Below are 12,164 nucleotides of genomic sequence, written 5' to 3'. Positions count from 1 at the left end.
CCGGGTTGCGCAGCCCGGGCTGGCGGGCTCAGTGCGTGGCGAAATGCGGCCTGCCGACGGCCGCGCTCTGCCTGCGGGTGCTGCCAGCCATGGCCTTGCCGGAGGGGTAGCCGCGGTTCTCGTTCTGCCAGGCGTCGTGGGCCAGCATCTGGTTGGCGATCGCAAACCAGGCTTCGCTCGGCACGTGAACGCGCGCCAGCGGGAACAGCTCGCGCTCCTCGCGCTCCAGGCGCTCGAGCAGCAGATGGCAGCAGCGCTCCAGTGCGACGCCGAATGCGACGGAATCGTGCACGGCCGCGGCCGCATGGGCATCGGCACGCGCCTCGATCGCGGCCAGGGTCAACGCGTCGAGCTCGGCCAGCAGCGCCTCGGCCGCGCCGGCACGGTGCAGGGCCGGCAGCACGAACTTGTCGAGCTTGCGCCAGTAGCAGTTGTCGAAAGCCACCCGCAAGGCGTCGCAGGCCAGTTCGAATTCGCGCGCTGTCGGCGCCTTGTGGCTCCACGCATCTGGCTGCCAACGCTCGAGCAGGGATTGCAAACCGATGCGGGCGCTGGCTTGTTCGATGGACAATGCAACCAGCGTAAAGGTAGATGTCAGCATCATGTCTCCTCTCAGATGGCTTCGCCAGCGCGTGACCTTGGCGGGCCGCGATGCGTTGGCTGGGGAAGCTGTTTTTGTCGGGGTGGGCGGCAGCTGTTGTTGTTGTAGCCAGCCTCTGGGAACTCGTAGTGTAGAGACATGCCCTCACTCGGGTTTGAGCTGGCGCAAACCCGGACCCGTAGACTTTGGAGACTTTTTAGTTGTTCAAATGTCCAAGTAATCTTAAGCCGTTGAGATTGTCCCGGCGGCATCAAATGCGGCGCCCAGCCGCCCGCTAAAACTGCCCACGGCGCCATGGTTTACGCGCACTTGCGGACAGTCATGCCAGCGCGCGCAGCGCTGCACGGCGTCCGCCACGTCTTTGACCAGGCGCGCGCTGATGCGCACGCCGGGTTCCAGGTGGATGCCGCGTAACTCGAACTCGCCGGCCTTGCGGTGCGCCTTGGCGTCGATCCGCCCGACCAGCGCGCCGCGGCGCAGGATCGGCAAGGTGAAGTAGCCGTAACGCCGTTTCTCGGCCGGGGTATAGCATTCGAGCCGGTAGTCGAAGCCGAACAGCTCGAGCGCACGCCGCCGGTCCCAGACGATCGGGTCGAATGGCGACAGCAGGGTCGTCAGGCGCGGCGCCAGCCGGCCCGCCATCGCGTCGAGCGCCAGCTGCGCGTGGTCAGGGTGGATGTAAACAGGGTCGTCCCAGCCTTCGACCCGGGCGCGCAGCAGCAGGCCTTCGTCGGCCATGCGCGCCGGGTCCGGGTGCGGGCGCCGGGTGCGGTGGTAGTCGGGAATCCAGGCCGCCTTCGCTAGCCCCAGCGCGCGCACCGTGTGCAGCACGAAGCTGCGCCGCACCTCATCCAGCGGCGGCATGCGGCTGTCGTGCCATTCCGGATGCACGCGCTCGGCCAAATCGTAGATGCGCTGGAAGTTGTGGCGCCGCGCGATCATCAGTTCGCCCGCCGTGAACAACACCTCGAGCGTGCGCTTCTCGGGTTTCCACTCCCACCAGCCGCCGCCCTTGCCGTCGCTGCGCTCGAAGTCCGATGAACGCACCGGGCCGTGCGTGCGCACGTGGGCCAGCAGCTTTGCTACCTCGTCGGCGCGCTCGCGCATCCACTTGGCCGAATACTTCCAGCCCATGGCTTCCGGATCGAGCATGCGGTGGCGGTACAAAGCGTAGTCCTCGATCGGCAGGAAGCAGGCCTCGTGGGCCCAGTATTCGAACAGCTTCCCCTCGGCCAGCAGTTCGTCGAGCCAGCCCGGCTCGTAGTCGCCCAGCCGGCTCCACAGCACCAGATAGGGACTGCGCGCGACCACGCTGATGGTGTCGATCTGCAGCATGCCCATGTGCCGGATCGCGGCCAGCACATCGGCCTTGCTGGCGCGGTGGCGACGCGGCGCCAGCATGTCCTGGGCGGCCAGGTGCAGGGCGCGGGCGGCGGCTACGGTGAGATTGATCTCGCTCATGACATTATTCTAATAGCAAACCAATACTACTGTAAAAAAACACAGTCTTTTTCTGGGCGACACGGCTAGTCTGCGCTATAGTGGGCGCCGACCGGACTTTCCAATATAACCATGCGGCTGCTTCATACCTCCGACTGGCACCTGGGCCAGACCCTGCACAATTTCGACCGTGCCTACGAACACGCGTGCTTCCTCGACTGGCTCGTGGATACGCTCGTGGCGGAGGACATCGACGTGCTGCTGGTCGCCGGCGACATTTTTGATAACGCCAACCCGTCGGCCGCGGCCCACCGCCAGCTGTACCGCTTCCTGCAGCAGGCGCGCGCCCGGGTGCCGCACCTGCAGGTGGTGGTCATTGCCGGCAACCACGATTCGCCCGGCCGGCTCGAAGCGCCCACCCCGCTGCTGGAGGCGCACGGCACCATCGTGGTCGGCAACGTCGCGCGCACGGCGGGCGGCGCCATCGACGTCGAGCGCCTGCTGGTGCCCTTGCGCCGCCGCGACGGCACGGTGGCCGCATGGTGCCTGGCCATCCCCTTCCTGCGTCCGGGCGACGTGCCGCGCGCAGTGGCCGAAGATGCGGAGCTGGGCCTGGACCCGTATCTGCACGGCACCACCCTGCTCTACCGCCAAGCCTTCGCGCTGGCGCAGTCACGCGCCACGGCCGGTGAGGCGATCATCGCCATGGGCCACTGCCACATGGTCGACGGCCAGTCATCCCAGGATTCCGAGCGCCGCATCGTGATCGGCGGTACAGAGGCGCTGCCGGCCACCATGTTCGACCCGGCCGTCGCCTACGTGGCGCTGGGCCACCTGCACCTGGCCCAGCGCGTCGGCGGCCACGAGCATCGGCGCTATTGCGGCAGCCCGCTGCCGCTGTCGTTTTCCGAGGTCGGCTACCAGCACCAGGTGTTGCGCATCGAGCTCGACGGCCCGGTCACGAAGTCGGTCACGCCCCTGCAGGTGCCGCGCGCGGTCCAGCTGCTGCGCGTGCCGGCCCAGCCGGCGCCGCTGGAAGAAGTCATTGCGGCGCTGGAAGCGCTAGAACTGCCGGACGCGCCCCAGCACCAGCAGCCCTTCCTCGAGGTGCGCGTGCTGCTCGAAGGGCCCGAACCCGGCCTGCGCGCCCGCATCGAAGCGGCGCTGAACGGTAAGGCGGTTCGCCTGGCCAAGATCGAACCGACCCGCCGCCATGCCACACCCGAGAACGCCAGCGAAGCCCTGAGCCTGGACCAGCTGGCCCAGCTGCAGCCGGACGACATCTTCCGCCGCCTCTGGACCCAGCGCTTCGGCGACGACGCCCCACCCGAGCAGCTGGCCGCTTTTGCCGAGCTGAGCACAGCCCTGGGCGGAGACGCGGCATGAAGATCCTGCGCATCAGCGGCAAGAACCTGGCCTCGCTGGCCGGCGAATTCCTGGTCGACTTCGAATCCGAACCGCTCGCCTCCAGCGGCCTGTTCGCCATCAGCGGCCCCACCGGCGCGGGAAAAAGCACCCTGCTGGATGCCCTGTGCCTGGCCTTGTACGACGCCACCCCGCGCCTGCTCAAGCGCGCCGGCAGCCAATTGCCCGACGTCGGCGGCGACACCATCTCCGCGCTCGACCCGCGCACCCTGCTGCGCCGCGGCGCCGCCGAAGCCTGGGCCGAAGTCGACTTCGCCGGCAACGACGACATCCGCTACCGCGCGCGCTGGAGCGTGCGCCGCGCCTACGGCAAACCAGGTGGCGCCCTGCAGCCCTCCAAGATGACGCTGCACCGCCTGCCCGAGCTCGACCCGCTGGGCGGCACCAAGACCGAAGTCGCACAGGAAATCGTGCAGCGCATCGGCCTGTCGTTCGAACAGTTCACGCGCGCCGTGCTGCTGGCCCAGAACGAGTTCTCGGCCTTCCTCAAGACCGACGAGAACGAACGCGGCGAGCTGCTCGAAACCCTGACCGGCACCACGATCTACAGCGACATCTCGCGCCGCGCCTTCGAGCGCTACCGCCTTGAACAGGAACGCACGCGCGCCCTCACTGCCCAGTTGGCCAACCAGGCCCCGATGCCGGCGGAAGAACGCGAGAAGCTCGACGCCGAACGCGTGAATGCCGAGCTGGCGCTGGAAGCGGTGGATGCGCGCCGCGCCGCCCTCGAGGGCGAACTGCGCTGGCACGAAGAGGCCATCAAGCTCGATCGCAGCGAAGCCCAGGCCGCCGATGCGCTCACCGCGGCCCAGGCCGCCCAGCAGGAGGCGGCCGGACGGCGCCAGCGCCTGGCCACGCTGGACGCCGTGCAGCCGGCGCGGCCGCTGGCAGCGGAAGTGCTGCGCCTGCAGGAAGAACGCAAGGCCGCGGTCGAGTCGACCGGCAAGCTGGAAAGCGCGCTCACCGCTGCCCTGGACGCACGCCGCCAGGCGGCGCTCGACGTCGATGCCGCCCAGTCCGCCCTCGAGACAGCCGAAACCGCACTGCGCGCCGCTGGCCCGCAGCTCGACGGCGCCAAGGCACTGGAGGCGGCGATTGCCGCTCTTGCCCCCTCGCATGGCCAGGCAGCCGCCGCCCTGGAAGCCGCGCGCCAGGAAGCGCGCCAGGCGCGCACCGTCCACGGCGCCAAGGCGGCCGAACTCGACACCGCCAAAACCCAGCGCGAACACGCCGCCGGCTGGCTGGCCGCGCATGCGCGGCTGGAGCCAATGGCCGCGCAATGGCCGCGTTGGGACAAGCTGCTGGCCCAGGCCGCGCAGGCGGTCAGCGCCGATGCTGCCGCCGATGCCGCGCTCAGCACCGCCGGCAGCCAGGCCCAGCAGGCCGCCACGCGCGAACAGGCCGCCGTGCAGGCCCTGGCCGAGGCAACTAGCCGCCTCGACGCGCTCGACGCCACGCGGCGCGAAGCAATGGCCGTCCTGGAGGCGAGCGATCCACAGGCGCTGGACAACGAACGCCAGGGGCTGGACGCGCGCCGCGAGCGCCTCGCCGCCGCTGAAAAAGCGTGGATGGCGCTGGTCAGCACACGCCAGGAATTCGCCGACACCGCGGCCGAACTCGACCGCGCGGACACTGCACGCGCCGGCGCCGGCCGCCTGCTCGAGGAAGCGCGCGCCGCGGCGCCGGCCCTATTCTCGGCCATGCAGCAGGCCGAGAAATCGCTGGGCGTGGCTGAACTCGCCTGCGCCGCCAGTGTGGAAGAATTGCGCTCCACCCTGCACGACGATACGCCCTGCCCGGTCTGCGGTTCGCACGCCCATCCCTACCGCGACGATGGCCGCGAGGACATGCTGCGCAGCATGCTGTCCGACCTGCGCGGCGAAGTCGCTGACTGCCGCGCCCGCGTGCGCGACAACGAAGGGGTGCAGGCAAGCCAGGCCGCCACCCTGGCCGCCGCTGGCGAACGCGTGGCCGGCCTGGAACGCGAACGCACGACCCTGCGCAAGGTGCTGGACGAGCTCGAAGCCGAATGGACTGAGCACCTGGTCCTCGAGCCGCCGGCCGAGGAAGCGCGCATGGCCTGGTTTGCCGAGTCGCGCGACGCCCTGCGGGGCGCCTTGGCGGCGCTGGACGGCCGCGCCGCCGCATTGCGCCGCGCAGCCCAGGCGCGCGACGCCGCCCAAGCCGCCTACGACAAGGCGCAGCAGGAACAGGCGCGGCTGCGCCAGAGCGCCGACGAGGCCCGCGACAGCGGCGCCCGCCTGCAGGCCGAGCTGCGCGCCATGACGGTCCAGCACCAGGCCGCGGCGGCCCAGCTGGCTGCTCTGCTGGCCGAACTCGACCCCGTCCTTGCCGACGCCTGTGGCGATAGCTGGCAGGACGCCTGGCGGCCCCAGCCGGCCGGCTGGCGCGAGGCGCGCGCCCGGGAGGCCGCGCAGTGGCAGGAACAGACGCTGCTGCAGACGCGCAGCAGCGCCGCCGTCGCCACGCTCGAAGCCGAAGTAGCGGGCGCGGCCGAACGCATCGCCCAGGCCGACCGCCACGGCGCCGGGGTAGCTGCCGAGTTCAATCGTATCGATGCCGAACTCAAGGAGAAGCGCGGCCAGCGCCAGGCCCTGTGGAACGGCCGCGCCGTGGCCGAGGTCGAGCAGGAACTCCAGGCCGGCGTGGGCGCCGCCCGCAACCACCTGGCGGCGCGCCAGGCCGTCGCCCTCGAGACCGTCCAGCGCGAAGCCAGCGCCCGCAGCGCGCTGGCCCAGCTCACCGAACACATCGCCAAACTCGACGACGCGGGCGTGAAAGCCGCATCAAGCCTTGCCGACTGGCTCGACGAGTACGGCAAGTCGGCCTTCCTCAACGGGCTCGATCCGATCGACGACAGCAACGAACTCGGCCGCCTGCTGGCGGTCGGCGGCACCTGGCTGGCCCAGGAGCGCACGGCCCTGGGCGCAATCGACGCCCAGGTCGCCAGTCTGGGCGCCGTGCTGGCCGAACGCCGCGCCCAGCGCGCCGTGCACGCCGAGGGCCGGCCCGAGAGCGGCCTGAGCGCGGAGACGGTGGCCGCCGCCGTCGAGGCCCTCACGGCCGAGCGCCGCGCCGCCCACGACCTCGCCACCGAACTGCGCATGCGCGCGGCCCAGGACGACACCCGCCGGGTGCAATCCCAGGCGCGGCTGGCCGAGATCGAGCGCCAGCAGCTTGAAGAGCAGCGCTGGGGCAAGCTGTCCGAACTCATCGGCTCCGCCGATGGCAAGAAGTTCCGCAACTACGCCCAGCAATTCACGCTCGACGTCCTGCTCGGCTACGCCAACGCCCACCTCGGCCAGCTGGCGCGCCGCTACCGCCTCGAGCGCGTGAGCTATGCGAACGCACCTTCGCTGGCGCTGATGGTGCGCGATCAGGACATGGGCGGCGAAGTGCGCTCCGTGAATTCCCTGTCCGGCGGCGAATCCTTCCTGGTCTCGCTGGCGCTGGCGCTGGGCCTGGCCTCGCTGTCCTCGAACCGGGTGCGGGTCGAATCGCTCTTCATCGACGAAGGCTTCGGCAGCCTCGACACCGACACCCTGGGCGTGGCAATGGACGCGCTGGACGCCCTGCAATCGCTCGGCCGCAAGGTGGGCGTCATCTCGCACGTGCAGGAAATGACGGAGCGCATCGCCACCAAGGTGCTGGTGCGTCCGGGCGGAGGCGGCAGCAGCGCGGTCGTGGTCGAGTAATCGAGACTGGGGTGCCGGCGCCGAGCCCGGCCGGCCGTACCATGCGATGCGAAGCTGGGTCGCACGTGAGTATGGTCAACATTCAGCGAACGTGACCGTGCATGCTGGCGTCCTAGCGTCGTTGGAGACTGCCATGCGTCCAAGCCCCGCCCTCCTTCAATCAATTCAGTTCGTTCTCGCAACGCTGTGCTTCATCCCGGCCTTGCCTGCGTTCGCCGGTCCTGCACCGGACTTGGTCGCTGCAGCGAAAGAACAGATCGGCGTCACCCTCCTGTACGACGCCACCTACCAGCAGCTGGCTTATCCGAACGGCGACGTCCCGGCAGACCGTGGCGTGTGCACCGATGTCATCGTGCGCGCCTACCGGCGCGTCGGGATCGACTTGCAGGAACTCGTCCATCGCGACATCAAAGCCGCCTGGAAGGCTTATCCTGCCCATTGGGGACTCAAGCGCCCCGACCCGAACATCGACCACCGCAGGGTGCCGAACCTGGCCACGTTTTTCACCCGCCATGGCCAGTCGCTGCCGGTCAGCAGGCTGGCAACGGATTACAGGCCCGGCGACATCGTGACCTGGATGCTGCCGCCGGGCTTGCCGCACATCGGTCTGGTGGCCGACATCCGCACACCGGCCGGGGTGCCGCTCGTCATTCACAATATCGGTGCCGGTACACGTTTGGAAGACCGCCTGTTCGCCTATCCGATCACCGGGCATTACCGCTTCCCGGCAAACCACGTGGTGCCAAGCCGCTAAGTACGTCTCTCAAGACCTTACTTGTCAGTAGAGCAAAACCGGCCGTACACTGAGACCTGCGAACGGCCGGGTTCGGCCAGGAGCGGACTATCGTTTCCACTTTACTTAGTTGCCCCTCATGAGTCGATTCTTCGTGGTCCCTCGCGGCTACAGCCCTGCCAAGCTTGCAGCTTTCGCCGCGCTCAGCTTCGCGCTGGCTGCGGGAACATGGGCGCCCGCGCTGGATCACAGTGCCGGCATCCCGCTTGTGTCGGAACTGCGCGAGGCGCGTGGACCTCTAGCAAGCATCACACCGCATAGATATGGGATAAAGTTTCGGCTTTATGGTCGAGCAGAAATCTTCGATTATCCGACGAAGGCCAAAGGGTACGACCTTGTGAAATCGGCTCTCACGACAGCCGAAAACAAAGAAATTGCTCTGTTGTTCAATCCGGAGCCACGCATGTCGAGGTTCCGCTCTGAGGCGTACTACGATGTGTGGCAACTATCCGTCGATGACAGACCGGTACGAACAGTCGCAGATTCGAAGGAAGGGTACCGCTCTGATAACGCGGTCGCCTCTTGGTTGCTTGTTTGCTTTCTATTGTCGGGCATCTACTTTTCCGTGTTGACAGGGCGGATATGGCATCTCAACCGGTCGACGCCTTCTGCATAAAGGTCCGCAATGGCTCGATAGCGGACGCGACAATAGATCTTCAACCAACCAGAAGTAGACGGTCACAAGCTCGACAGATCGCTTGGTCTCGCCCTTTCGACAGGCATCGATCTCCCTTGTACAATGCGCCCTTTGCACGCATTCGCTCAACCACCATGAAACCAGCCCGCTTCCTCACCTTCAAATGCGCCAAATGCGCCAAACCGGTCAAGGTCACCCTGCAGAAGGTCTCGGCCTGCTCGCACATCCAGCCCTACCTGGGCGTTTGCGAGTGCGGCGAGCCCAAGCGCCACGCGACCGGCAGCCCGGACGCGGTCAAGTCCTATCTCGAATCGGCCGACGGCAACTGGCATCACCATCACTGATCGGCCCTTGATGAGCGAGATCACCTGGCTCGAGGGTGGCGCCGAGCGCAGCGCGCAGTGGCGTTCGGAGAGCGGCTGGCCGGCGCCGAAGAAGGTGGTGCTCGCCGACGACACCATGACGGCCGACGCCGCCTATCGCCTGGCGCTGGACGGCACCGCCCTGCTGTGGCGCGGCGACTTCCAGAACGCGCGCCAGCTGCTGAACGCCCTGGTGCGACGGGTCGACCACAAGAGCGACCGGACGCGCCGCGCCAAGGCCGGCAAGCAGCAAGTCACGCCGACCGAGCTGTTCCACCGCCACCGCCTGCAGCAGCTGCAGCGCGCACGCACGCTCGCCATGCTCCTGATTCCTTTCGAGGCCGGCCACGTGATCCCGCTGCGCCGCGCCCCTGACGTAGCGGAAGCCTGCCTCGAGGCCTACGGCCCGGCGGACAGCCCTTACGTCGCTTCCCTACGCGAGCTGTTGGGCGTGATCGGCGCCCACGAGTGGCGCCGCAAGGGCGTGCGCATTCCCGCGCTCGACGCCCACATCCATCCCTGGTACGGCGTGTTCTCGCCGGTGCGCGGCGAGTACGTCGAGCTGGTGGCGCAGGCGCCGCTGCCGCCAGGGGCGAAGCTGGCCTTCGACATCGGCGCCGGCACCGGCGTGCTGTCGGCGGTGCTGGCCCGGCGCGGCATCGAACGGGTGCTGGCGACCGACATGGATGCCCGTGCGCTCGGCTGTGCGCGCGAGAACATCGCCCGCCTCGGCTTAGCAGGCCAGGTCGAGGTGATCCAGGCCGACCTGTTCCCGGACGGCCGCGCGCCGCTGGTGGTCTGCAATCCGCCCTGGCTGCCGGGCAAGCCCAGCTCGGCCATCGAATACGCGATCTACGATCCGGACAGCCGCATGCTCAAGGGTTTCCTGAACGGCCTTGTGGCCCATCTGGAGCCGGGCGGCGAAGGCTGGCTGGTGCTGTCCGACCTGGCCGAGCACCTCGGCCTGCGCCCGCGCGCGCAACTGCTGGGCTGGATTGCCGCCGCCGGGCTGGAGGTCGTCGCGCGGCACGATGTGCGCCCCACGCACGGCAAGGCCAGCGACCCGGACGACCCGCTGCATGCGGCGCGCTCGCTTGAGGTGACCTCGCTGTGGCGCCTGCGGGCAAAGGCTTGAGTTAGCTCAAGCATTGCCCGTCTGGAAAAATCATCGATTGCGCCGGCGCTTGGTTCGCGCTATAATCTTTTTCTCAGACGCGGGGTGGAGCAGTCTGGCAGCTCGTCGGGCTCATAACCCGAAGGTCACAGGTTCAAATCCTGTCCCCGCAACCAAATACCGCACAAAAGCCCGACTCTCGTAGCCGGGCTTTTGTTTTCTGCGGCAGCAAATGCTGCGGCAGCACAGGCAGCGTGAGCTTTGCGCAGTGAGCTGATGAGAGACAAGAAAGACAACGCAACGATCGATCTGCCCGGTTTCGAACCGGCCGAGCCGCCCGTTTCCGTTGTCGAGCCGGCGCGTAGTCAAGCGCGTCCGCGTCCCCGTCGTGCCTCCCTGAAGCAGGAACAGCTCCAGCTGCTGGAAGAAACCGATACGAGCGGCCTGCCTGTCTGGCGCCGCGACGATTCGCTTGACCTGACCGGCCTGCCGGTCTGGGCGCCGGCCCCGACCTAGTCCGGCTATCTGGCCACACTGTGGCCACCCTTTGGCTCGGACTACCATGACTACGCAACCCTTCACCTCGCTGCCGCTCGCGCCGCGCTTCCTCGCCAACCTGGCCACCCTCGGGTACCACCAGATGACGCCGATCCAGGCCGAATCGCTGCCGGCGGTGCTCGAAGGACGCGACCTGATCGCCCAGGCCAAGACCGGCAGCGGCAAGACCGCGGCCTTCGGCATCGGCGTGCTGCACAAGCTCAATCCCGCCTGGTTTGCGGTGCAGGGCCTGGTGCTGTGCCCGACCCGCGAGCTGGCCGACCAGGTTGCAGGTGAACTGCGGCGCCTGGCGCGCGGCGTGGGCAACGTCAAGATCCTGACCCTGACCGGCGGCGTGGCCATGCGTCCCCAGATCGCTTCGCTCGAGCACGGCGCCCACATCGTGGTCGGCACCCCGGGGCGCATCCGCGACCACCTGGGCCGCAACACCCTCGACCTCTCGAAGGTCCAGACCCTGGTGCTGGACGAAGCCGACCGCATGACCGACATGGGCTTCTACGACGAGATCGCCGGCATCGTCAGCGCCTGCCCGCAGCGCCGCCAGACCCTGCTGTTCTCGGCCACCTATCCGGACGACATCCGCTTCGCCACCGCCGGCTTTCTGCATGAACCGCTGGAAGTGGCGGTCGAAAGCCAGCACAGCGCGGAAAAGATCGAGCAGCGCTTCTACGAGATCGGCTTCGAAGGCCGTGACGACGCGGTGGCGCGCCTGCTGAAGCACTACCAGCCCGTCTCCACCCTCGCTTTCTGCAACACCAAAGCGCATTGCCGCGAGCTGGCCGATACCTTGCGCGAGCATGGCTTCTCGGCGCTGGCCCTGTACGGCGAGCTGGAACAGTGGGAACGCGACGAAATCCTGATCCTGTTTGCCAACCGCAGCTGCTCGGTGCTGGTGGCCACCGACGTCGCCGCGCGCGGCCTCGACATCGCCAACCTCGATACCGTGATCAATGCGGATGTGTCGAAGGATCCGGAAGTGCACGTGCACCGCATCGGCCGCACCGGCCGCGGCGATGAAGCAGGCCTGGCCCTGACCCTGTGCGCCCCGAACGAAAAGAAATGGGTGCGCCTGATCGAGGAATACCAGGACGCGCCGGCAAGCTGGCACGGATTCGACGAGCTGGGTGAACACCAGGAAGCTGGCGCCCCGGCGCCGATGCTGACCCTGCACATCGCCGGCGGCAAGAAGGCCAAGCTGCGCCCGGGCGACATCCTCGGCGCCCTCACCGGCGACGCCGGCCTGTCCAAGGAACAGGTGGGCAAGATCAGCGTCGGCGAGTTCGCCAGCTATGTGGCGCTGGATCGCCACGTGGCCCAGGCCGCGGTAGCGAAGCTGAATGACCGCCAGGCCCCCGGCCCGGAATTCGGCGCCATCAAGGGCCGTTACTTCAAGATGCGCTTCATCGAAGTCTAAGCCGGACGGCTGTTTGTAACCGAGTTGTAACAGCCGCGCACGGTTGGCTCAGCAGCACCACCGCCGCTGCAAATCTGGCATTATTTGTCAAAATACAAATACCG

The 12,164-nt window shown here is 67.9% G+C and carries 10 protein-coding genes and 1 tRNA gene; 9 read left to right on the top strand and 2 right to left on the bottom strand.

All coding sequences use genetic code 11. The features are described from left to right. Window positions 1-28 precede the first annotated feature (28 nt). Window positions 29-604, bottom strand: a complete 576-nt coding sequence (locus LK539_RS16575) for a hypothetical protein (RefSeq protein WP_227802165.1) — start codon at window positions 602-604, stop codon at window positions 29-31. 219 nt (window positions 605-823) lie between these two features. Next, on the bottom strand, window positions 824-2,062 hold the full coding sequence (locus tag LK539_RS16570; protein WP_227802164.1) for a winged helix-turn-helix domain-containing protein: 1,239 nt from the start codon (window positions 2,060-2,062) through the stop codon (window positions 824-826). A gap of 111 nt (window positions 2,063-2,173) precedes the next feature. On the opposite strand from LK539_RS16570, the gene LK539_RS16565 reads away from it, so the two are divergent. The 9 genes from LK539_RS16565 (at window position 2,174) to dbpA (ending at window position 12,060) form a co-directional block, all read left to right on the top strand. Beyond that, complete coding sequence (locus LK539_RS16565) at window positions 2,174-3,427, top strand: exonuclease SbcCD subunit D C-terminal domain-containing protein (RefSeq protein ID WP_227802163.1); 1,254 nt, start codon at window positions 2,174-2,176, stop codon at window positions 3,425-3,427. Next, window positions 3,424-7,182 carry an AAA family ATPase gene (locus LK539_RS16560; protein ID WP_227802162.1) on the top strand — a complete coding sequence of 1,253 codons (3,759 nt, stop codon included), beginning with the start codon at window positions 3,424-3,426 and terminating at the stop codon, window positions 7,180-7,182. Before LK539_RS16565 ends, LK539_RS16560 begins: the two co-directional genes overlap by 4 nt. A gap of 133 nt (window positions 7,183-7,315) precedes the next feature. Further along, the gene (locus tag LK539_RS16555) at window positions 7,316-7,936 is read left to right on the top strand and encodes a DUF1287 domain-containing protein (RefSeq protein WP_227802161.1); all 621 of its coding nucleotides are present in this window, start codon (window positions 7,316-7,318) and stop codon (window positions 7,934-7,936) included. 118 nt (window positions 7,937-8,054) lie between these two features. Beyond that, window positions 8,055-8,591, top strand: a complete 537-nt coding sequence (locus tag LK539_RS16550; RefSeq protein ID WP_227802160.1) for a hypothetical protein — start codon at window positions 8,055-8,057, stop codon at window positions 8,589-8,591. A gap of 155 nt (window positions 8,592-8,746) precedes the next feature. Further along, window positions 8,747-8,956, top strand: coding sequence for a hypothetical protein (locus LK539_RS16545; protein WP_027863734.1), 210 nt, complete (start codon window positions 8,747-8,749; stop codon window positions 8,954-8,956). 10 nt (window positions 8,957-8,966) lie between these two features. Continuing rightward, complete coding sequence (locus tag LK539_RS16540; protein WP_227802159.1) at window positions 8,967-10,109, top strand: class I SAM-dependent methyltransferase; 1,143 nt, start codon at window positions 8,967-8,969, stop codon at window positions 10,107-10,109. Between the two features lie 78 nt (window positions 10,110-10,187). Next, a tRNA-Met gene (locus LK539_RS16535) sits at window positions 10,188-10,264 on the top strand. A 100-nt stretch (window positions 10,265-10,364) separates the two neighbouring features. Continuing rightward, window positions 10,365-10,604: a hypothetical protein gene (locus LK539_RS16530; RefSeq protein WP_227802158.1), complete on the top strand. Its 240-nt coding sequence runs from the start codon at window positions 10,365-10,367 to the stop codon at window positions 10,602-10,604. Window positions 10,605-10,650: 46 nt separating this feature from the next. Continuing rightward, entirely contained in the window at window positions 10,651-12,060 is a 1,410-nt protein-coding gene (dbpA, locus tag LK539_RS16525) for an ATP-dependent RNA helicase DbpA (RefSeq protein ID WP_227802157.1), read from the top strand. Window positions 12,061-12,164 lie beyond the last annotated feature (104 nt).

Origin of the sequence: Massilia sp. IC2-476, assembly GCF_020707295.1 — a bacterium.
GTDB lineage: Bacteria > Pseudomonadota > Gammaproteobacteria > Burkholderiales > Burkholderiaceae_D > Telluria.
This window is presented reverse-complemented; position numbering and strand designations above follow the sequence as displayed.